This window comes from Martinezella sp. CNPSo 3795 (genome assembly GCF_057784475.1).
In genome coordinates this window covers 39,634-59,826 of sequence record NZ_JBXSOQ010000018.1, presented here as the reverse complement: position 1 = coordinate 59,826, position 20,193 = coordinate 39,634, and the positions used below count along the sequence as shown (strand labels likewise).

Here is a 20,193-nt window from a genome sequence, read left to right as displayed (position 1 = left end):
CCGCCTTGCAAGAAATGCTCATTACTCTCAGCGCGTCTGGTGTATTGCTGCGCCACCTGACATTCATCGAGAGTGCGCTTCGCCATGATCGTCCGCGACCGGCCGAATCTTTTCCAGCTTTTCTTCATCCTTCGTGGGTCGATCATCCGGCGTATCCTGCCGCAGATCATTGCCATCTTTCTGCTGTCAGCATTGATCGTCTGGGGCCATGAGGAGCGGCCGAACGTCATCGTCTCCTTCAACGGCTCGGCGCTATCGCTGCTCGGTATCGCGCTTTCGATCTTCCTCGGTTTTCGCAACAATGCCTGCTACGACCGTTGGTGGGAGGGGCGGCGCGACTGGGGGCAGCTCGTCAATCTCGCGCGTGGCTTCGCCCGGCAGACGCTGGTGCTGGAGAGCGCGGGCGAGCCGGGCGCCGAGGCGCGCAAGAACCTGCTGCGCCTGACCATGGCGTTTGCACAGGCGCTGGTCTGTCTTCTGCGGCCCGGCAGCGACGAGGCCAAGGTGCTCCGCCTGCTCACTCCGAGCGAGGCGGAGTTTTACCATGCGGCCCGCAACAAGCCCGATCTCATTCTGCGCCTCATGTCTGCCGATCTGGCGCGATTGAAGGCACTGGGCACGATTTCGGATATCCAGTATCAGATGCTGGATATCAGCATCGGGCAGATGGGCGCGGCCCAGGCCGCTTGCGAGCGGCTGCGCAATACGCCGCTGCCTTTCGGCTATACGCTGCTTCTGCATCGGACCGCCTATCTCTTCTGCTTCCTGCTGCCTTTCGGCTATGTCGATACGCTCGGCTGGGGCTCGCCCTTCGTGACGGCCCTGATCGCCTATACCTTCTTTGGCCTGGATGCGCTGGGCGACGAACTGGAAGACCCTTTCGGCCATCGCCCCAATGCGCTCGCCATCGGTGCGCTTGCGGATACGATCGAGATCAATCTGCGCGAAGCGCTGGGAGAAACCGACCTGCCGCCGCTGCCGCAGCCCAAGGATTTCCTGCTGATGTGAAAATCGGCAAAAAATATTCGCTGGGCGATGGAATAGAATCCGGAGTGCTTCCGTATATAGGTGTATGGAACGCAAAGGACGCACATTCGATGTTTTAGGGCAGCTCGGTTCGCTGAGACGTTATGCCCGCTCGCTCGTGCGCAATGCGGACGAGGCCGAGGATCTGGTGCACGACGCGCTGGTCAAGGCCTATGAGCGCAAGGCTTCTTTCAGGCGCGACGGCAATCTGCGCACCTGGCTGCTATCGATCCTGCACAATGTGCATATCGACCGCCTGCGCCAGAAGAAGTCGTTGAACCGCCGTCACGAGGAGGCTGCGGCCGACCTCGAAACGGCATTGCCGGCATCGCAGGATCACACGGTTCGCCTGAACCAGGTCCGCGAAGCTTTCTTCAGTCTGCCCGAGGAGCAGCGCGAGGCGCTGCATCTCGTGGCGATCGAGGATCTCTCCTATCAGGAGGCGGCATCAGCGCTTGGCATTCCTCTGGGCACGCTGATGTCCCGCATTGCCCGGGCTCGCGCGAGCCTGCGCCATTTCGAGGAAACCACCTCCAAGGTTTCACATCTCAGGCTTATCGAGGGAGGCGGCAATGAAAATCGTTGATCCGATCATCGATACCGATCTCGACGCCTATGTCGACGGCGAACTGACGCTTGCGCGCCGTGTCGAGGTGGAATCCTATCTCTCGGAGCATCCGGAGATCGCCGCCAAGGTAATGGCCGATATGAGCATCCGCGGTGAGCTGCGCATGGCCCTGGCCGGAGAAGGCCATGTGGTTCGGGTGGAAACGCGTGAGGCCGCACGGCGGCTGGAGCGCGGGCTGGTCTACGGCCGTATGCTGGGTTCTTTCCAGCGTGTTGCGGCCGTTGCCGTGCTGGTCACGACCGGCTGGGTTGCGCATACGTCCTTCGGCGCCTTTACGGCGAGCGAGGTCAGCGCGTCGACACGGCCGCCAGCCTTCGTCGACGATGCGGTGCGCGCCTACAAGACCACGGCCGTGCGCGAAGAAATCAAGCCGCAGTCGGCGGCTGCAAATTACAATCCGGATGAAATCCGCGCATCGACGGCAATCATTTTGCCGCAGCTGCCGGGCGACTGGCGTGTCACCGATGCGCAAATCTATCCGTCCGAATTCGGTCCGAGCGTCGAAATGATGGTCGATGCCGGCGAAGACGGACATTTGTCACTGTTTGCCGTCCGTCCGGGCAATTTCGCCGTGCAGGATGTCAGTCACATCAAGCGTGACGATGTCCAGGCTGCCTATTGGCAGATCGGGGAAGTCGCCTATGCGCTGATCGGCAACGGCAAGGCGGGTCAGCTTGACGGCGATGCCGAAAAGCTTGCCCGCAGCCTCTACTAGTTTGGATTAAAGGAGAACGACCATGAACCCGACCAATCCGCGATACGGCTACGGAGCCGCCGCCGGCTCTCAGGCGCTCTTCGACGAGGGGCTGCGCCGGCATATGCTGCGCGTCTACAACTACATGGGTATCGGCCTTGTCGTGACGGGCATCGTCGCGCTGATCGTCGGCACGACGCCGGCGCTCTATGTGCCGATCTTCCAGAGCCCGCTGAAGTGGGTCGTCATGCTGGCGCCGCTTGCCTTCGTGTTCTTCTTCTCGTTCCGCATCCAGTCGATGTCGGCCAGCACGGCGCAGATGATGTTCTGGGCCTTCTGTGCCGTCATGGGCCTGTCGCTGGCCTCCGTCTTCCTGGTTTTCACCGGCACGAGCATCGCGCGTACCTTCTTCATCGCCGCGACCATGTTCGGCGCGACCAGCCTCTACGGCTATACGACGAAGCGTGATCTCTCGAACATCGGCTCGTTCCTGATGATGGGTCTGTTCGGCGTCATCATCGCCAGCATCGTCAATATCTTTCTGGGTTCGAGCGCACTGCAGTTCGCCATCTCGATCATCGGTATCGTCGTCTTCGTCGGCCTGACCGCCTGGGATACGCAGAACATCAAGGAGCAGTATGCCGAAAACTACGATCAGGAATCGCAGCAGAAGCTCGCCGTCTTCGGTGCCCTGTCGCTCTATCTGAACTTCGTCAACATCTTCCAGTTGCTGCTGAATTTCACCGGCGAGCGAGAGTAGTTTGAAATTGCCTGCTTGAGCATGGTCAGAGCTAAAGGGCACTCCACGCCTTTGGTGATCATGCTCCGGTAATGCGTCTCCCTGGGGGCTTGTTGAGACGCATGACGCGCCTGCAGTATCTGCGCCGATACTGCAGGCGCAACTTTTTTGGGAGAACGGCACACGGGATGTGCAGCGATATTCGCCGCCACGCGGCAAAGGGGAAGGTGCCGGATTAAGAGAGCACCGTCTAAAGAAAAGGCCCGATAGCGCAGATCTGCTGCCATCGGGCCTTTCATCATTGGAGATATGCGGTTTCTCGTCCGTCAGGTGACGAGCATGGTCTTACCACTCAGCGACACTGCCATCTTCATGGCGCCAGACGGGGTTGCGCCAGCGATGGCCTTCCTTGGCACGCTCGATGACATAGGCTTCGTCGACTTCGATGCCGAGGCCGGGACCTTGCGGGATCGAAACGAAACCATCGGCATAGTGGAACACCTCCTTGTTGGAGATGTAGTCGAGGATGTCGTTGCCCTTGTTGTAGTGGATGCCGAGGCTCTGTTCCTGGATGAAGGCATTGTAGCTGACGGCGTCGACCTGCAGGCAGGCGGCAAGCGCGATCGGGCCGAGCGGGCAATGCGGGGCGAGCGCCACGTCATAGGCCTCGGCCATCGCTGCGATCTTGCGGCATTCGGTGATGCCGCCGGCATGGCTGAGGTCGGGCTGGAGAATGTCGACATAACCGTCCGACAGGACCGACTTGAAGTCCCAGCGCGAATAAAGGCGTTCGCCGAGCGCGATCGGCGTCGAGCAATGATTGGCGATTTCCTTCAGCGCCTCGCGGTTTTCCGACAGCACCGGCTCTTCGATGAACAGCAGCTTGTAGGGTTCCAGTTCCTTGGCGAGTACCTTGGCCATCGGACGATGGACGCGGCCGTGGAAATCGACGCCGATGCCGATATAGGGGCCGATTGCCTCGCGGATGGTGGCGATGGTCTCAACGGCCTTCTCCACTTTGTCATAGGTATCGACGATCTGCATTTCCTCGCAGCCGTTGAGCTTGATCGCCCTGAAGCCGCGGGCAACCACATCCTTGGCATTGTTGGCGACGTCGGAGGGGCGGTCGCCGCCGATCCAGGAATAGACTTTGATCTTGTCACGCACCTGACCGCCGAGCAGCGAATGGATCGGCTGACCCAGCGCCTTACCCTTGATGTCCCAGAGAGCCTGGTCGATGCCGGCCAGCGCCGACATGTGAACGGCGCCGCCGCGGTAGAAACCGGCGCGGTACATGACGGTCCAGTGATCCTCGATCAGGAAAGGGTCTTTGCCGATCAGATAGTCTTCCAGTTCGTGCACGGCGGCCTGTACGGTCAGCGCACGGCCCTCGACCACGGGCTCACCCCAGCCGACGATGCCTTCATCGGTCTCGATCTTCAGGAACAGCCAGCGCGGGGGAACGATATAGGTCGTCAGCTTGGTGATTTTCATGGGAATGATTCCGTTTGGCTTTGGGTTGTGTCAGCGGCGCGAGGCCGCAAATCTCCGGGTTTCGGGATTGGTTATCCGGCCTTCGTCCAGCCGTCGTTCGACAGCGAGATCGCGGGCGGCAAGATCGAGCATGCGATGGGCACAGGCACGTGCGGCATCGCGGTCGCGCAGGCGCAGTGCCTCGACAAGTTCGCCGTGAACGGCAATCGCTTCGTCGCGGCTATCGGCGGCGACGTTGGAGGCGTGCAGAGCATATTTCAGGCCGGCATGCATGGCGCTGGAGAGGCGCCGGAACACCTGGTTGTGACTGGCGCTCAGAAGTACGCTGTGGAAGGTCACGTCGGCTTCGGTAAAGCCTTCCGGATCATCGCCGCTGTCGCGCATCTGCTGCCATGCACTCTCCAGGTCGGCAATTTCGCGGGCCGTGGCGCGCTCGGCCGCATATTCTGCAGCGGCGGGCTCTATGGTGCGGCGCGCTTCGAGAATGGAGCCGAGAATATCGAAATCGGCGATATAGGGACCCATCCATGCCAGCACGTCCTGGTCAAGAATGTTCCAGTCATCCTTGTCGCAAACGGTGGTGCCGATGCGCGGCTTGCCACGCACGAGCCCCTTGGACTCCAGCACCTTGAGGGATTCGCGGATGACCGTGCGGCTGACGCCGTATATTTCGCAGAGATCGTTTTCGCGCGGCAGGGTCGAGCCGGAAGGATAGCGTTCGGCGCAGATGTCTTCGGCGATCGCCGCCGTCACGTTTCTGCGCACGCGCGGACGACGCCCGGGCTGAGCCGATGAGTCGTGCCCCTGTCTTTCGAGCGATTCCACCCTATCTCCTCCACACCGTTTCGCATGTTTTCCCGAACACCTTCTCTTTCGACGAGAGGGGCTTCCATGCGGGCGATGCCTTATCGCGCTTCGCGACCATGTGAACGCGATGATATGGCAATCATCATACATTGGCAATATGCTTGTATGATGATTTAAAAAGGCTTCGATGAGGCTATCCGGGAACAATCCCTCGTCCCATGCTTTTCGAAATCGGCCTCGCTGCTGTTACGGCGGCGTCGTCTTGGGCGGATAGAAGGACTATGGTGACGATGCAGGCGGTCAAGCCGCTTGCCGTCGATCATCAACGGGAGGCGGTTCCGCTCCCGAATTCATTCAACGACAAGGAGGACGACATGCAGATCAATCGCACAGGTTCGGCTCAATGGTCCGGTGGCTTGAAGGACGGCAAGGGTCAGATCTCGACGCAGAGCGGCGCGCTCAATCACTATCCTTACGGTTTTGCCAGCCGCTTCGAAGGCGTTGCCGGCACCAATCCGGAAGAGCTGATCGGCGCGGCCCATGCCGGCTGCTTCACCATGGCCCTGTCGCTGATCCTCAATGAAGCCGGTTTCACCGCCGAAAGCATGGAGACGACGGCCAAGGTGACGCTTGAAAGCGTCGAAGGCGGCTTCGCCATCACCGCAATCCACCTGACGCTGACCGGCAAGGTGCCCGGCGCCGATGAAGCGACCTTCACCGAGCTTGCCAATAAGGCGAAAGCCGGCTGCCCGGTTTCCAAGGCGCTTGCCTCCGTTCCGATCTCTCTGGAAGTTCACGCCGCCTGAGCGGCCTCTAAGGCCTTCGCGTCGCGCTGGCTGGCGCGGCGCGTTTCGTATATATTCCGCATTCGGGGCATTGGGCTGTCATTTCCATCGAAATGCAATGCTCACTTGGAGGGGCGAATGTCTGGAATTCTCTTGATTCACGTCGTCATCAGCTTGGTCGCCATCATCAGCGGCATCGTGGTAGCCTACGGCTTTCTCACCGCCGACCGTCATAATCGTTCGACGCTCGTCTACATGCTGACGACGGCTCTCACCAGCTTGACGGGTTTTCTGTTCCCGTTTCATGGCGTGACGCCGGCGATCATCGTCGGCATTATCTGTCTGCTGATCTTCATTCCGACGGCGCTGGCGCGCTACACATTCCACCTTGCCGGCATATGGCGTGCCGTTTTCGTGATCGGCGCGCTCGTGTTGTTGTTCTTCAACTGTCTGGTGCTCATCATTCAATCGTTCCAGAAGATACCGGAGCTCAATGCGCTGGCGCCCACCGGAAACGAGCCGCCGATTCTCGCGGCGCAGGTGGCGCTTTTGGTGGTCATCGTCTTCGTCGGCTTTTTCAGCCTTCGACGTTTTCATCCGACACTCTTGAGCGCCTGACAACGCAGCGGCCGTGCCGCGATAAAATTTCGGACACTTTCGGCTTCGCCCCGCGAGGCTGTTGTCGATCGTTTAACTGTTGCTTCAAGTAGTCCGGCGCATTCTCGGTTTATTGAATAGCATCTAAAAGCCGCCCAAGTTGTGGTCGGCTTCATTGACATCGGCGCTCTGATGGTTTACGAGTGACGAAAATTGAAAATCGTCACTCGTAAACCATCAGGCCTGCTTATGCTCGATCTTTCCGACGTTAGCGCCGATCCTGCCCGCCAGGAAAACATCACGCGCATTCTCGATGCCGCCGAAAAGCTGTTTCGCCACTATGGCTACAGCAAGACGAACGTCGCCGATATCGCCCGGGATCTCGGCATGTCGACGGCAAATATCTACCGGTTCTTCGGCTCCAAGACGGAAATCCACCAGGCTCTTTGCGGGCGCATGCTCGGCCAGAGCTATCAGATGGCTCTTGGTATCCGTAATCAGCCGATCAGCGCGACCGAGCGGCTACGGGCTTACGCGCTATCTCAGTACAAGATGATATTGGAGACCATGCTGGATGAGCAGAAGGTTCACGAGATGGTCATCGTCGCCATCGAGCGCGACTGGCATGTCATCGAAAAGCATATCGAGCGTACGCAGGCGCTGGTCGCCGAAATCATCGCGGAGGGGATTGCTGCCGGTGAATTCGCCGAACAGGACCCGCATCTTGCCGCCAAATGCTTCGCTGCGACGACCGTCGATCTCTGTCATCCGCAAATGGTGGCCCAGTGCCTTGCCAAATCCTACCAGGCGGATCCCGAAGATATCATCGCATTCGTCATCAGGGCTTTGAAGAAATAGCAATGCGCGCACCGGATGGCCGGCGTGTTTCCACTTTTTGTTCGATTTTAGGAGAGCGACATGGTTTCGCTGACGACCAACACTCTACGGGCCGCTGCCGGTGCGGTTCTACTTGCAGCCTTGGGGCTCGGGCTTTCCGGCTGCAATGAGAAGAAAGAGGAGACGGCGGAGGTGATCCGGCCGGTCAAGGTCGTCGAAATCGCCCAGGCTGATACGACACGCAAGCTCGACTATTCCGGCGCCGTTCGCGCGCGGACGGAAATGAATCTCGGCTTTCGTGTCAACGGCAAGATCATCGAGCGCAAGGTGGATATCGGCCAGAGAGTAAAACCCGGCGATGTGATCGCCCGCATAGATGCCACCGACTATATCCTCGCCGTGCGCCGCTCGCAGGCCGATCTGGATGCGGCCGAAAAGCAGGTACAGACGACCGAGCTTGCCCGCACGCGTGCACAGACGCTCTTTAACAAGAATGTCACCTCGAAGTCGCAGCTCGAGCAGGCGGAGCTTTCCTATGAGCAGGCCGTTTCGACGCGCGATTCCGCGGTGTCGGCATTGACCGAGGCGAAGAATCAGGTCGCCTATGCTGACCTGACCTCCGACATGAATGGTATCGTGACCGCAATCAATGCCGATGTCGGCCAGGTGGTCAGTTCCGGCACACCCGTCATCACCGTTGCCGTCGATGGCGAGAAGGAAGTGCAGGTCGCTGTCCCGGAAATGGACATCGCCCAGTTCAAGGTCGGCAAGGACGTCAAGGCGCGCTTCTGGTCCGACGCGGCGCTCGTGCTGGATGGAAAGGTGCGGGAAGTGTCCGGGAGTGCCGATCAGTCGCGCACCTTCGCGGTGCGTGTGAGCGTGCCGAACGATCCGCGCGTTCTGCTTGGCATGACCGCGACGATCGAGGCGCTTGCCGACAATACGCAGCCCTATGTTTCCATTCCGCTGAGCGCGCTTGCGCAGAGGGACGGGCAGCAGATCGTCTGGCTTGTCGACCGCAGTGCCGGCACCGTGCATTCCCGGACCATCAAGGTCGCGGACTTTTCCGATGACGGCGTGCGCGTGGCCGATGGCCTCAAGACCGGTGATGTCGTCGTTGCAGCCGGCACCCAGTTCATGAGCGAAAACATGAAGGTCAAGCTTCCGAGCGCCGGTGCTCAGCAAGCCTCCGCAGACACCAAAGCCGCTTCGGCGGATATCGTACGCTGATCCGGATAGAGGGGGACGACGTCATGTCCATCAACAGCACCTCCGGCGAGAGGAAGCGTTTCAACCTGTCGCGCTGGGCGATCGCCCATCCAAGCATCGCGCGCTTCCTGTTCGGGCTCATCATCATCGCTGGCGCACTCGGCCTGACCCATATGGGTCAGAAGGAAGATCCGGATTTCACCTTCCGCGTCATGGTCGTGCAGACCGTCTGGCCCGGCGCCTCCCTGCAGGACATGGAAGACCAGGTGGTCAACAAGATCGAGCGCAAGCTACAGGAAACGCCGCATCTCGATTGGGTCAAATCCTACACCCGCGCCGGCTTTGCCATCACCACCATCCAGATCAAGGGCGACACTAACACCGCCGAGGTGAAGGACGCCTTCTATCAGATCCGCAAGAAGGTCGGCGATATCGGCAACGAGCTGCCGTCCGGCCTGCTTGGGCCTTATTTCAACGATGAATTCGGCGATACCTTCATCACGCTGCATTCGATCAGCGGCGACGGCTACACCTATCCGGAGCTGAAGAAATTCGCCATCCAGGCCCGTGACATGCTGCTTTCGACGCCTGGCGTCGAGAAGGCCACCATCATCGGCGATCAGGCGGAGCAGATCTATATCGACGTCTCCTCCAAGGTTCTGGCGGAGCGCGGGCTGACGCTCAACGATCTGAAGAACGCCGTTGTCGGCCAGAACAATGTCGATCCGGCCGGTAATGTCGATACGAGCACGCGCTCCGTGCGTATTTCGGTCGAGGGTGACGTCAACAAGATCGAGGACATCAAGAACCTGCGGCTCAACGCCGGCGGGCAGGTGACTCGTCTCGGCGATATCGCTACCGTCACCGCCGGCCTGCAGGATCCCTATACAGCCAAGTTCCTCTACAATGGCCATCCGAGCGTTCAGCTCGGCGTCGTCATGGCTCCTGGCTTCAAGGTGACCGATGTCGGCAAGTCGGTCGAGGAAACCTATAAGCGCTTCGAAGCCTCGCTGCCGGTCGGCGTTCAGGTCGATCAGATCGCCAACCAGCCTGATGTCGTCACCGACGCGATCAGCGAGTTCATGCATGCGCTGGGCGAAGCTCTCGTCATCGTGCTGATCGTCTCGTTCCTGTCGATCGGCTGGCGTTCCGGCCTGGTGATCGCAATCGCCATTCCGCTGGTGCTGGCCGCCACCTTCGCCATCATGTACGAGTTCGGCATCGACCTGCAGCGCATTTCGCTCGGCGCGCTCATCATTGCGCTCGGCCTGCTGGTCGACGACGCCATGATCGTGGTCGAGCTCATGGAGCGCAAACTGGAAGAGGGCCTCGTCAAGCTCGATGCCGCCAGCTTCGCCTATTCCTCGACTGCCTTCCCGATGCTGACGGGCACGCTGATTACGACAGCCGGCTTTATCCCCGTGGGCTTTGCTGCATCGACGGCCGGCGAATATGTCCGCACGCTCTTCTACGTCGTTGGCATCGCGCTCGTCGTTTCCTGGTTCGTGGCCGTCTATTTCACACCATGGCTTGGCTACATGATCCTCAAGCAGCGCCACCATGCCGGCGAGCATCATGATGTATTCGATACGCGCTTCTATCGCCGTCTGCACTCCTCGGTCGCCTGGGCCGTACGCCACCGCGTCATCGTTCTGCTGCTGACGCTTGCCGCCTTTATCGGCAGCCTCTGGTCGTTCCAGTTCATTCCGCAGAACTTCTTCCCGCAATCGTCGCGTCCGGAAATCCTGGTCGATCTCTGGCTGCCTGAGGGCACCAGCATCAAGGAAGTCGAGCGTCAGGCTCAAGCGCTGGAAGCCCGCATGGCCGACGATCCGGACAAGCGCTTCATCGCTACCTATGTCGGCCAGGGCGCGCCGCGCTTCTTCCTGCCGCTCGATCAGCAGCTCACCAACCCGAACTATGCCCAGATGCTCGTCATGGCCAAGGACGAGCCGGCTCGCGAGCGGCTGATCGCCAAGATGCGCGGCATCCTGGCGGCGGATTTCCCCTCCGTCCGTGGCAAGGTCGACCGCCTGTTCCTCGGCCCGCCCACCGGCTGGCCTGTACAGCTGCGCGTCATGGGTCCTGACCGGCAGGAGGTTCGCCGCATTGCCGACCAGGTGAAGCAGCGCTTTACCCAGAATCCGCTGCTCGGCGCCATCCATGACGACTGGCTCGAGCCGGTGCCGGCCATGAAGCTGGTGATCGACCAGGATCGCGCCCGCGTTCTCGGCGTTACCTCGCAGCGCATCCGCCAGATGCTGCAGGCCTCGATGTCCGGCTTCACGCTCGACAATTATCGCGAGGGTGAGGAAACCGTCGGGATCGTTGCCCGCGAGCCGGAGGCAAGCCGCCATCTGCTGACCTCGGTGAACTCGATCTATATCCCGACGGATTCGGGCGGTTTCGTGCCGTTGTCACAGGTCGCAAAAATCGTGCCCGTCATGGAGCAGAGCATCGAATGGCGCCGCGACCGCCTGCCGACGATTTCCATCCGGGCGACCCTGCCTGACAATGTGCAGTCGAACGACGTGACGGCCAAGCTCTATAACGACATGGCCGATCTGCGAAACAGCCTGCCGGCCGGCTACAAGATCGAGATCCAGGGCGGTGCCGAAGACAGCGCCGAGAGCCAGGCCTCGATCGCCGCCAAGGCGCCGATCATGCTCGTCATCATCGTCGTGCTGCTGATGGCGCAGCTGCAGCACTTCGGCAAGGCGATGCTGGTGCTCGCGACCGGCCCGCTCGGCATTATCGGTGCAGCAGGGGCTCTGCTCATCAGCGGTGCGCCCTTCGGCTTCGTCGCGATCCTCGGCGTCATCGCTCTGCTCGGCATCATCATCCGCAACTCGATCATCCTCGTCGACCAGATAGACCAGGATATCGCGGCCGGGATGGATAGGAAGGAGGCGATCATCGGCTCGGCCGTGCGTCGTTTCCGCCCGATCATGCTGACGGCGCTGACGGCCGTGCTGGCGCTGATCCCGATCTCGCGCGGCGTCTTCTGGGGCCCGCTCGCCTATGCCATGATGGGCGGCATTCTGGTCGCGACCGTGCTGACGATATTCGTCCTGCCCGCCGGCTACGCCCTGTTCTTCGGCCGCGAGCCCAAGAGCAAGTCGGTCGAACCGCCGGCCAAGGAGCAGGCCGACGAGGAGGAGCGGAATACGGTCCAGCTGCCGCCGGCCGTGGCGGCGGAGTAAGGCACCTGAAAGAAACAAATATCCCGGCTTCGAGCCGGGATATTTGTTTGAACCGTTCAGATCGATGGCAGGATCGTCTGTTTACCTTCGGCGATCTTGAGGATCGTCAGAGTTCCGCCCATCGAAACGGCCGTATCGATACCGATGCGGCTGAGACCAAAAACGGGATGCGAACCTGGTGTGTGGCCGTGGACCACCAGCAGCGGCAATTGCGGTCCGCCCGACAGGAACGGCTCACGAATCCACATCAGATCTTCATCCGTCTGCTCACTGAGAGGAAGGCCGGGTATGATGCCGGCATGGACGAAGAGTATCGAGCCGTAAGTGACAGCTATAGTTAGCGAACGCAGCAGGTCGACATGCGCTGCCGGCATTGCCTTAAGCGTCATGTCGCGCAGCTCCGCGACGCTGTAGCCTAGGTCGAAGAGCATATGTCTGGCGTCGATGCCGTAGGATGCGAGCGTCGGCAAGGCACCGAACTCCAGCCAATGGATGTTGGTATCGGGATCGTCCAGAAAGCGCAGGAACACGTCGTCATGATTGCCGCAAAGCGCATAGCGATCAAAGCCTTCAGGCGGCGGCGCGCTAAGATGCGCCAGGACATCGCTGGAACGTGGGCCGCGATCGACATAATCGCCGAGAAACAGCAGAAGCTTTCGGCCGGGAAGGGTGCGCGCATCCGCGATGATGCGCATTTCGGCCTCCATCATCTCATCATAACAGCCATGGATGTCGCTGAGCGCGTAGATCGCCGTGTAATCACGTCCGGTGAGATCGATGCGGTCTCGTTGATGCTGCATGAAATCGACCGTTTCCTGCCGGGTCGCGCCTGAACGGCCGCGGCAGTCCAATTGCTTGACATGGTGTCGAGAAACCCGCCTGTGGCGAGCCTATAGTGGACGGTATTCCAAGCGTCGATCCGCCGCAAGTCTTACGGGCACAGGCATTGGTCTGAACCGCTGAAATTGCAGGGAAATTCAGAACATCTTCGGCGGACCTCGTCCATAACGCGATCCCCAGAACGGTCGCTCAGCCGCGATAGGCGGCTTCGAGCCCGGCAATGTCGAGCTTGACCATGCCCATCCAGGCTCGCATGACGCGAGCGGCCTTGGCGGGATCCGGATCGGCGATATATTTGCGGAGCACCGCCGGCACGACCTGCCAGTAGACGCCGTAGCGATCCGTCACCCAACCGCAATGCACCGGCGTGCCGCCATCGACAAGGCCGTCCCAAAGGTGGTCGACCTCAGCCTGGTCGGCGCAATCCACCTCCAGCGAGATCGCATGATTGTATTCGATGCGGTCGCCGCCGTTCAGTGCCATGAAGCGCTGGCCGGCGAGCGTGAAAGTAACGACCAGAACCTCATCGGACTTGCCGGAGGGCATGTCGACAATGTTCTTCTGTACGTGATCGATCCGGGAATTGGGGAAGAGCGAAACATAGAAATTCGCAGCCTCCTCGGCTTCGCGCGCAAACCACAGGCATGGGGCAATCTTGGACATTGGGTGCTCCTCTCTCGTCGGGTACCCTAAGGACGAAAGAGGAGCGGCAAAGCCGACAGGATTGCGGAATTTTTCGAGTTCGTGCCGACAGTCGAGCGGCTAGACCAAGCGGCCGCCACCATCGATATGCAAGATCTCTCCCGTCACAAAGCGGTTGGCCATCAGGAAGAGGATCGCCTGCGCGATATCTTCCGGCCGGCCGATATTGCGGCTCGGCAGGGTCGAGGCGGTCTGTTCGAGCACCTGCCGCTTGGCCTCGCCCATCAGGCCATCGAGCAGCGGGGTATCCACCCATCCCGGCGAAACCGCGTTGATGCGCATTGGCGACAATTCAATGGCGAGGGCGCGAACCGTGCTTTCGACCGCGGAAACGGCGGCCGCCACGACCGCACCGATGGCGGCGGGACGGGAGGCTAACTGCCCGGAGGTCATGGTGATCGAGCTTGCAGGATGCAGCAGGGGAAGAGCAGCCTTGATGGCGAGTAAGGGCCCGATCAGCCGTTCGTTCATGACCTTCGAGAGATCAGCCTCGGACTGATCCTTCAGCGACTGCAGGTGCACGGTCCCCGCCGTGATCAGCAGATGGTCGATTCTTTCGATCCCCGCAAACATCGCCGGCTGCGGGGCGGCAATATCAGAGACGATCTGGACCGCGCCACCGATCGCCCCGGCGGCTTCCCGAAGACGCTCAGGGTTGCGGGATAGCAGAAAGAGATTTGCGCCGGCTTCCTTAGCCTGTCTGGCCGTTGCCAAGCCGATCCCCGAGGAGCCGCCGATGATGACGATGTTCTGACCTTGGAACGATTGAGGCTGCGGATTGCCCGTTTGAATGGTGCTGGTCTGCAAGACTGGTTCTCCGATTGGGTTGTTGACCGGCCGGAAGATCGTCGATCGGCATATGCTCGGGAAGAAAGCGAATAGCGATGTCATTTATCGTAAAAGACGATAAGATGTGGTCATGGATATGCTTTCCGCCATGCGCATCTTTACCCGCGTCGTGGAACGCGGCAGCCTTTCGGCCGCCGCGCGCGATCTTGGCCTTGGCCAGCCCACCGTCAGCGAGCGTGTCGAAAAGCTGGAGAAGCATCTGGGGGCGCGGCTCCTTTACCGCACGACGCGTTCTGTGCAGGCGACCGATGCCGGTGCGCGCTTCTATGATTATGCCAAGCGCGCCATCGAAGCAGCCGAAGAGGCTGAGGCTTCCGTCGCCTCGGCCGAGACATCGCTGACCGGAACGTTCCGGATCGCCGCGCCGCATGGGCTTGGAGAGATGACATTGCCGAGGCTGCTCGTCGAATTTCAGACGCGGCATCCAGCTTTGGCCATCGATGTGATCCTGAACGATCGCTTCGTCGATCCGATGACCGAAGGCGTGGATCTCTCTATCCGCATCGGTGAGATCGGCAGCGGCAATTTCATCGCCCGCCGACTGGGGACGATGCAGCGACTCATGCTGGCCGCTTCCGGCTATATCGAGCGGCATGGGTTGCCGCGCGAACCGGCAGAGTTGGCAGCCCACCCCTTCATTCGTTTCCCAGGCTTCGCGGCGGATGAGCGGCTGCATCTGACCGGTCCCGACGGCGGCCCGGTGAAGGTGCCCATCCGCACCGCGTGGCGCGTCAACCACTGGCGGCCCCTTATGGAGGCGGTATTGGCGGAAAGGGGAATAGGCGCTCTGTTCACATTTGTCTGCGGCCGGGAGATCGCCGATGGCAAGTTGGTGCCCGTACTTCCTTCCTACGAGTTCAGGCGAGTGAGTGTCCATGCCATCTATCCGCCTGGACCGCGACCGGCCGCCCGGACAAAGGCCTTCCTTGCGTTACTCGCCGAGCGGATCGATCTCCTCCTTGGCGAGGCACATGAGCCTTCTTGAAGGACCTATCAACCGCCTGCCAACCTCTCCGCGAATTCGATCGCCTCTATCAGGCTGCGCTCATTGGCAATGCCCTTGCCGGCAATGTCGAAGGCGGTGCCGTGGTCGACGGAGGTGCGCACGATCGGCAGGCCGAGGGTGATGTTGACGCCGGAAAGGTCAGTCCATTTGCCCGTTACCGGATCGATCTCGAAGCCGAGCAGCTTGACGGGGATATGGCCCTGATCGTGATACATGGCGATGACCGCGTCATACTGGCCGGCGCGCAGCTTGACGAAAACCGTATCGCCGGGAACCGGGCCGACGATATCGAGCCCGTCGGACACCGCCTTGGCAATGGTGGGCGTGGAGATATCGATATCCTGCCGGCCGAAGAGGCCGCCTTCGCCGGCATGCGGGTTGAGCGCCGCCACCGCGATCTTCGGGTTGGCGATGCCGAGGTTTTTGAGAGCCTTGTGTGTGAGGTCGATGACGAGCCGCAGCCGCTCGGGCTTTAGCCGCTTCGGCACGTCTTCCAGCGCGACATGGGTGGTGACGTGGCTGACGCGCATATTGCCATGGGCGAGCATCATCACGGAGCCGCGCGCGCCGGTGAGCTCGGCCAAAAGTTCGGTATGGCCGGCATAATGGAAGCCGGCCTTGTTCAGTGCTTCCTTGTTCAGTGGTGCGGTGACGATGCCGCCGACCTTGCCCGATAGCGCCAGCTGAACGCCCTTTTCGATCGCTTTGAAGGCCATGCGGCCGCCATCGGCGGAAAGCCGGCCCGGCAGGATCGGCTCTCCTTCCGCATCGGCCTGGAGGAAGCAGAGGTTCGGCCAGTCGCCTTCCATCTCAGCTTCGGGGATTTCGATATCGAGGCCGAGCTGTTTTTCGGCGAGCCGCAGGGCGGGGCCACTGCCGATTATTGTAAGTTTAAGCTTACCTTCGCCGAGCCTGCCCTTCAAGCGGGCGACAGCCTTGGCGATGATTTCCGGGCCGATGCCGGCGGGGTCGCCCATGGTGATTGCAAGATGCCGCGTCATGGTTCTTCTCCTCCGGCAATCAGCCCGTTTTCACTCAAGAGATCGCGCCATAGGGTGGGGCCGCCGAATGCGCCTGATTTCGAGATGACCGTCGTGCCTTCCCAGGAACCGCCGACGATCGTCGAGCGCGGCAGGCCGGGTGCTGCCTGGCCGGTGATGCTGAGGGCTGACACATCGAGCGCCGAACAGAGATTGCGCAGGGTCTCGCCGCCCGCGACGATCAATGTCCCTGGGGCGGGCAGTGCCTTGACCATGCCGCCGAAGCTCGCCGCTATCCGCCTTGCAGCATCATCGCGTTCAAGCCCCGTCGGCAGGTCAAGGCTGACCATGGCGACGCCGCTTTGCCGGATTTGATGATCGATAGTATCGGCATCAGCGCCTTCGCCAAGCTTCAGCCAATTGGGGCCACAGGCCTGGAGCTGCGCCAGCGTGATTGGCTGGTCCGAGCCGAACAGGCCGAGCACCGGCCGTTGCAGCTTGCGTGAGATGGGGACTGATGGCGCCGGATGGTGTTCGCCTTTGTCATTTTTGGCGCGGAGCAGATGGTGAGTTGCCAGCTCGATATTGCGAGAGAGAGCGCGGGCAAGGCCGCCGGTGCCGCTCCAAAGGACGGATCCTTCCAGCTCAGATGAGACCCATGCAATGATGGCATCGAGATCCTCGTCCGTATGCGCATCGAAAACATGAATGCCATCCGGGATGGACTGGCCTTCGAGCCCATTAAGTGGTGTGTTGAAGGCCGGCAAACCCTCGGCGCGCAAATGCGCTGTTATATCGCCGCTAATGTCGCGCCAGGCGTCCTTACCGGCATAAAGCACCTGTCGTCCGCCCCGCGTGTGCCGCCCGTGATGCGGGAATGCCGGCGCGAGGATGCAGTGCCGCCAATGGCCGAGCCGGAAGCAGGCGGCAAGCTCCACCGCCCACGGGCCGCGAAACAGGCTGTCCACCTTCTTGAAGGCGAGATCGGCGCCCTGCAGCAACGGCGCGATGCCGCCGACGATCACTTCTGCTTCGGCGGCCGTCTTCTCGCGGGTACCGCTGTCGATCGCGAGACAATCCGGCAGGTTCTCGGAAAGCGCATCGCTGCGCTCCACGTCGATCGGCCCGTAGACGCCGACGAATTCGACGGCGGTATCGAGTGCGCCGGTCAAGTCGTCGGCAATGAGGCGGAGGGTGGGCATGAACTCAACGAGCCTTGCGGGTATGGGATATGGAAGCAAGGCCTTACGGCTGCTTGAACGAAGCGCAATCTTCAGCCTTCCAGGGGCCTTGTCAACGCTTGCTTTGTCATCGTTTCATTGATCGGGACCGTGACAATCATCGTGTTCTCGCAGGCGCCTAACCGAGTGTCGCTAACGACGGCTCGCGCCTGCGAGAAAGTCAGTCCTTCCGCAAGTCAGGAAAGTCGGCGCTCAGCGTAACATCCTTCCAGGCATCGAAATTCGCTTTCAGCGCTTCGAGGCGCTTGTAGGCGATATCGAGTGCCGGAGCACCCAGCAGCAATCGAAGCGGCGGCGCCTCGGCTTCGACCGCCTTTATGATGGCGGCCGCGGCACGCGAGGGATCGCCCGGCTGATTGCCGGAGGATGCCTTCGTGGACTGGCGGCGCTTTCCGGCGGTGTCGTCATAATCCTCGATCCGGATCGGAGACTCGACCATCGAGCTTCCGGCCCAATTGGTGCGAAACGCGCCCGGCTCGACAATCGTCACCTTCAAGCCAAGTGGCGCAACCTCATAGGACAGGGATTCCGAGATCGCTTCCACGGCAAACTTCGTCGCGTGGTAATAGCCTGTGGCAGCGAATGCGACCAAGCCGCCCAACGACGAGATATTGACGATATGGCCCTTTCTGTGGGCGCGCATCCCGGGCAATAGTTCCTTGGTGACATTGATGAGACCGAACAGATTGGTTTCGAACTGTTTGCGCACGCCCTCATCGTCGCCTTCCTCGATGGCGGCGAGATAGCCATAGCCTGCATTGTTGACGAGCACATCGATCCTGCCAAAAGCGTCGATGGAAGCGGCCACGGCCGCGCGGATCGTGGAGATGTCGCTGACATCGAGGCGCAGCGCCAAAGCGCGTCCTTCGTGTTCCGCGACAAGGGTTTCCAGTTTCTCAGGCTGCCTCGCCGTTACGACGGCCCGCCAGCCCCGCTCGAGTACGGATTTTGCAAGTTCATATCCAAGGCCGGCGGAGGATCCGGTGATAAGCCATACGGGTGTGTCGCTCATGGTCTGCTCCTTTGTTTGCATGTTTTGGTAGCCTTCCGTCGAAGGATCGCCTTGAGCAAAACTAGGAGCGACTGGTATCCAAGTGTTAGGGCAGGAGGACCAGAGTTTCATACGATCCTTCCAATTTTGCCTGTTGGCGATATGATGGAGGGGAAATGCCGCCATCATCGAAAGCCGGATTTATGGACCCGTCGACACAGCTGCGAGAGCTGATCAGCCGCCACGCCGCCGTTCCGAAGCAGACAACCGAAGTACAGGGGCTGACGCTTTATAGAGTTGAGCAGCCGACGCTGCCGACGGATACCGTCTACAGTCCAAGAATCTGCATGGTATTGCAGGGGACTAAGACGATCCGGCTCGGAGAGCGGGTTTTCAGCGTCGATTCCTCGCAATATTTCATCGCGACGGTCAATCTGCCGGTGTCTGCTCGGATCGAGCAGGCCGATCCTGCCAGCCCGCACCTGGCGCTTTCCTTCGAACTGGAGAGAGAGGAGATCGCAAAGCTCCTTGCGGAGGCTCCGATGATCCATGCGGCGGAGCCTCGCGATCACGCCGGAATTGCGGTGTCGCAGCAGACGCCGGAGATCGTGAGTGCTGCATTGCGCCTTGTCTCCTGTCTCGACGCGCCTGACGATATCGAGATGATGGCAAAGCTTGCCAAGCTTGAGCTCTATTACCGGCTGCTGCGGGGCGAGCTCGGGCCTATGCTGCGGCAGCTTGCCACGCATGGCACAAATCTGGCGCAGATCGGTCGCGTCACCGACTGGATCAAGGGCCATTTCGCTGAGGCCATGAGTATCGGCAAGCTGGCCGACATGGCGGGAATGAGCCGGACATCGCTGCACCGGCATTTCAAGGCTGTGACATTGATGACGCCGCTGCAATACCGGGCGCTCATCCGGCTGCAGGAAGCGCGTCGCCGGCTGCTCCTTCGCGAAGGCAATGCACGGGAGATCGGATTTGAGGTCGGCTATGACAGCCAGACGCAGTTCACGCGTGAATACCGCAAATTGTTCGGTCGACCGCCGGCGACGGACGCGGCCTTTCTCAGCGGCAGATGACCGAGATTCGCAGGATATTTGTTCTGGAGAGTGAAGCGCACCGGGTTTGCCGATATCTGGCCATGTTCCTGCCTTAGCGGCAGGAGCGATCATGTTTCGTCGCCTTAAGGAGGGCAGGGTGAGCTACGATTTCCATGTGGGCCAGAAGGTCGTCTGCATCGACGATACGTTCAAGCATGTCAGCATCGATCAGCTGATCCGCAAGGGGACGATCTATACCATCCGCTGGGTCGGCGAATACACGCATTATGTGGACGGCACCTTCATCGGCGTGAAGCTGGAGGAAATTCATCGCGGCAATGATGACGGCCCGGAAGGCTATGGCGCCGCCGACATGCCCTATCGCGCCAGCCGCTTCCGCCCGCTGGTGAAGGATAAGATCGCCTCGCTCAGAAAGCTGCTCGCGCCGACGCCGGATGCGCCCGCCGAGCCGAAGGTGAAGACCAAGAAGACGGAAAAGGTCTGAGGGCAGGCGGCATCGGA

General features: G+C 60.7%; 20 protein-coding genes. 12 read left to right on the top strand and 8 right to left on the bottom strand.

Going from position 1 to position 20,193, the window contains the following annotated elements; genetic code table 11:
- Window positions 1–84 precede the first annotated feature (84 nt).
- The 4 genes from AC13QY_RS30285 to AC13QY_RS30270 all read left to right on the top strand — a co-directional run bounded on the left by AC13QY_RS30285 (window position 85) and on the right by AC13QY_RS30270 (window position 3,108).
- Window positions 85–1,008: a bestrophin family protein gene (locus AC13QY_RS30285; protein WP_113389271.1), complete on the top strand. Its 924-nt coding sequence runs from the start codon at window positions 85–87 to the stop codon at window positions 1,006–1,008.
- A 64-nt stretch (window positions 1,009–1,072) separates the two neighbouring features.
- Window positions 1,073–1,612 carry a sigma-70 family RNA polymerase sigma factor gene (locus AC13QY_RS30280; protein ID WP_113332473.1) on the top strand — a complete coding sequence of 180 codons (540 nt, stop codon included), beginning with the start codon at window positions 1,073–1,075 and terminating at the stop codon, window positions 1,610–1,612.
- On the top strand, window positions 1,599–2,369 hold the full coding sequence (locus AC13QY_RS30275) for an anti-sigma factor family protein (protein ID WP_113389270.1): 771 nt from the start codon (window positions 1,599–1,601) through the stop codon (window positions 2,367–2,369). The genes AC13QY_RS30280 and AC13QY_RS30275 overlap by 14 nt, the downstream gene beginning before the upstream one ends.
- A 22-nt stretch (window positions 2,370–2,391) precedes the next feature.
- The gene (locus tag AC13QY_RS30270; RefSeq protein WP_112341769.1) at window positions 2,392–3,108 is read left to right on the top strand and encodes a Bax inhibitor-1/YccA family protein; all 717 of its coding nucleotides are present in this window, start codon (window positions 2,392–2,394) and stop codon (window positions 3,106–3,108) included.
- A 324-nt stretch (window positions 3,109–3,432) separates the two neighbouring features.
- On the opposite strand, the gene dgoD is transcribed toward AC13QY_RS30270, so the two are convergent.
- Together dgoD and AC13QY_RS30260 are read right to left on the bottom strand one after the other, a co-directional pair.
- Window positions 3,433–4,581 carry a galactonate dehydratase gene (dgoD, locus tag AC13QY_RS30265; RefSeq protein ID WP_488494397.1) on the bottom strand — a complete coding sequence of 383 codons (1,149 nt, stop codon included), beginning with the start codon at window positions 4,579–4,581 and terminating at the stop codon, window positions 3,433–3,435.
- A gap of 30 nt (window positions 4,582–4,611) precedes the next feature.
- The gene (locus AC13QY_RS30260; protein WP_113420147.1) at window positions 4,612–5,406 is read right to left on the bottom strand and encodes a FadR/GntR family transcriptional regulator; all 795 of its coding nucleotides are present in this window, start codon (window positions 5,404–5,406) and stop codon (window positions 4,612–4,614) included.
- Window positions 5,407–5,762: 356 nt separating this feature from the next.
- Between AC13QY_RS30260 and AC13QY_RS30255 the strand changes: the two genes are divergently transcribed.
- From AC13QY_RS30255 to AC13QY_RS30235, 5 genes are all read left to right on the top strand, one after another.
- Entirely contained in the window at window positions 5,763–6,194 is a 432-nt protein-coding gene (locus AC13QY_RS30255; RefSeq protein ID WP_004117925.1) for an OsmC family protein, read from the top strand.
- A gap of 117 nt (window positions 6,195–6,311) precedes the next feature.
- Window positions 6,312–6,791: a hypothetical protein gene (locus tag AC13QY_RS30250; RefSeq protein ID WP_113354473.1), complete on the top strand. Its 480-nt coding sequence runs from the start codon at window positions 6,312–6,314 to the stop codon at window positions 6,789–6,791.
- A 228-nt stretch (window positions 6,792–7,019) separates the two neighbouring features.
- Complete coding sequence (locus AC13QY_RS30245; protein ID WP_113389268.1) at window positions 7,020–7,628, top strand: TetR/AcrR family transcriptional regulator; 609 nt, start codon at window positions 7,020–7,022, stop codon at window positions 7,626–7,628.
- 60 nt (window positions 7,629–7,688) lie between these two features.
- Entirely contained in the window at window positions 7,689–8,837 is a 1,149-nt protein-coding gene (locus tag AC13QY_RS30240; protein WP_113332468.1) for an efflux RND transporter periplasmic adaptor subunit, read from the top strand.
- 23 nt (window positions 8,838–8,860) lie between these two features.
- On the top strand, window positions 8,861–12,019 hold the full coding sequence (locus AC13QY_RS30235) for an efflux RND transporter permease subunit (RefSeq protein ID WP_488494396.1): 3,159 nt from the start codon (window positions 8,861–8,863) through the stop codon (window positions 12,017–12,019).
- Between the two features lie 56 nt (window positions 12,020–12,075).
- On the opposite strand, the gene AC13QY_RS30230 is transcribed toward AC13QY_RS30235, so the two are convergent.
- The 3 genes from AC13QY_RS30230 to AC13QY_RS30220 all read right to left on the bottom strand — a co-directional run bounded on the left by AC13QY_RS30230 (window position 12,076) and on the right by AC13QY_RS30220 (window position 14,368).
- Complete coding sequence (locus AC13QY_RS30230; protein WP_488494395.1) at window positions 12,076–12,819, bottom strand: metallophosphoesterase family protein; 744 nt, start codon at window positions 12,817–12,819, stop codon at window positions 12,076–12,078.
- Window positions 12,820–13,048: 229 nt separating this feature from the next.
- Window positions 13,049–13,522: a VOC family protein gene (locus tag AC13QY_RS30225; protein WP_488494394.1), complete on the bottom strand. Its 474-nt coding sequence runs from the start codon at window positions 13,520–13,522 to the stop codon at window positions 13,049–13,051.
- 99 nt (window positions 13,523–13,621) lie between these two features.
- The gene (locus AC13QY_RS30220; protein WP_113354618.1) at window positions 13,622–14,368 is read right to left on the bottom strand and encodes an SDR family oxidoreductase; all 747 of its coding nucleotides are present in this window, start codon (window positions 14,366–14,368) and stop codon (window positions 13,622–13,624) included.
- Between the two features lie 112 nt (window positions 14,369–14,480).
- Here AC13QY_RS30220 and AC13QY_RS30215 point away from each other — a divergent pair, with 112 nt between their 5' ends.
- On the top strand, window positions 14,481–15,395 hold the full coding sequence (locus tag AC13QY_RS30215; RefSeq protein ID WP_488494393.1) for a LysR family transcriptional regulator: 915 nt from the start codon (window positions 14,481–14,483) through the stop codon (window positions 15,393–15,395).
- A gap of 8 nt (window positions 15,396–15,403) precedes the next feature.
- Here the strand turns inward: AC13QY_RS30215 and pdxA are convergent, their stop codons facing one another.
- The 3 genes from pdxA to AC13QY_RS30200 form a co-directional block, all read right to left on the bottom strand.
- A complete protein-coding gene (pdxA, locus tag AC13QY_RS30210; RefSeq protein WP_488494392.1) occupies window positions 15,404–16,417 on the bottom strand; it encodes a 4-hydroxythreonine-4-phosphate dehydrogenase PdxA in 1,014 nt (337 codons plus the stop codon).
- Window positions 16,414–17,598, bottom strand: a complete 1,185-nt coding sequence (locus AC13QY_RS30205) for a four-carbon acid sugar kinase family protein (RefSeq protein WP_488494391.1) — start codon at window positions 17,596–17,598, stop codon at window positions 16,414–16,416. Before AC13QY_RS30205 ends, pdxA begins: the two co-directional genes overlap by 4 nt.
- Before the next feature lie 199 nt (window positions 17,599–17,797).
- Window positions 17,798–18,649 carry an oxidoreductase gene (locus tag AC13QY_RS30200; protein ID WP_488494390.1) on the bottom strand — a complete coding sequence of 284 codons (852 nt, stop codon included), beginning with the start codon at window positions 18,647–18,649 and terminating at the stop codon, window positions 17,798–17,800.
- 155 nt (window positions 18,650–18,804) lie between these two features.
- Here AC13QY_RS30200 and AC13QY_RS30195 point away from each other — a divergent pair, with 155 nt between their 5' ends.
- Together AC13QY_RS30195 and AC13QY_RS30190 are read left to right on the top strand one after the other, a co-directional pair.
- Complete coding sequence (locus AC13QY_RS30195; protein WP_488494389.1) at window positions 18,805–19,710, top strand: AraC family transcriptional regulator; 906 nt, start codon at window positions 18,805–18,807, stop codon at window positions 19,708–19,710.
- A gap of 118 nt (window positions 19,711–19,828) precedes the next feature.
- Window positions 19,829–20,176, top strand: a complete 348-nt coding sequence (locus tag AC13QY_RS30190; RefSeq protein WP_113332530.1) for a CAP-Gly domain-containing protein — start codon at window positions 19,829–19,831, stop codon at window positions 20,174–20,176.
- Window positions 20,177–20,193: the final 17 nt, after the last annotated feature.

Bases quoted from the DNA above. Each gene is read 5' to 3' on its own strand.
- AC13QY_RS30285 (WP_113389271.1), top strand. From the start codon at position 85: ATGATCGTCCGCGACCGGCCGAATCTTTTCCAGCTTTTCTTCATCCTT.
- AC13QY_RS30280 (WP_113332473.1), top strand. From the start codon at position 1,073: ATGGAACGCAAAGGACGCACATTCGATGTTTTAGGGCAGCTCGGTTCG.
- AC13QY_RS30275 (WP_113389270.1), top strand. From the start codon at position 1,599: ATGAAAATCGTTGATCCGATCATCGATACCGATCTCGACGCCTATGTC.
- AC13QY_RS30270 (WP_112341769.1), top strand. From the start codon at position 2,392: ATGAACCCGACCAATCCGCGATACGGCTACGGAGCCGCCGCCGGCTCT.
- dgoD (WP_488494397.1), bottom strand. From the start codon at position 4,581: ATGAAAATCACCAAGCTGACGACCTATATCGTTCCCCCGCGCTGGCTG.
- AC13QY_RS30255 (WP_004117925.1), top strand. From the start codon at position 5,763: ATGCAGATCAATCGCACAGGTTCGGCTCAATGGTCCGGTGGCTTGAAG.
- AC13QY_RS30250 (WP_113354473.1), top strand. From the start codon at position 6,312: ATGTCTGGAATTCTCTTGATTCACGTCGTCATCAGCTTGGTCGCCATC.
- AC13QY_RS30245 (WP_113389268.1), top strand. From the start codon at position 7,020: ATGCTCGATCTTTCCGACGTTAGCGCCGATCCTGCCCGCCAGGAAAAC.
- AC13QY_RS30240 (WP_113332468.1), top strand. From the start codon at position 7,689: ATGGTTTCGCTGACGACCAACACTCTACGGGCCGCTGCCGGTGCGGTT.
- AC13QY_RS30235 (WP_488494396.1), top strand. From the start codon at position 8,861: ATGTCCATCAACAGCACCTCCGGCGAGAGGAAGCGTTTCAACCTGTCG.
- AC13QY_RS30230 (WP_488494395.1), bottom strand. From the start codon at position 12,819: ATGCAGCATCAACGAGACCGCATCGATCTCACCGGACGTGATTACACG.
- AC13QY_RS30225 (WP_488494394.1), bottom strand. From the start codon at position 13,522: ATGTCCAAGATTGCCCCATGCCTGTGGTTTGCGCGCGAAGCCGAGGAG.
- AC13QY_RS30215 (WP_488494393.1), top strand. From the start codon at position 14,481: ATGGATATGCTTTCCGCCATGCGCATCTTTACCCGCGTCGTGGAACGC.
- pdxA (WP_488494392.1), bottom strand. From the start codon at position 16,417: ATGACGCGGCATCTTGCAATCACCATGGGCGACCCCGCCGGCATCGGC.
- AC13QY_RS30205 (WP_488494391.1), bottom strand. From the start codon at position 17,598: ATGCCCACCCTCCGCCTCATTGCCGACGACTTGACCGGCGCACTCGAT.
- AC13QY_RS30200 (WP_488494390.1), bottom strand. From the start codon at position 18,649: ATGAGCGACACACCCGTATGGCTTATCACCGGATCCTCCGCCGGCCTT.
- AC13QY_RS30195 (WP_488494389.1), top strand. From the start codon at position 18,805: ATGCCGCCATCATCGAAAGCCGGATTTATGGACCCGTCGACACAGCTG.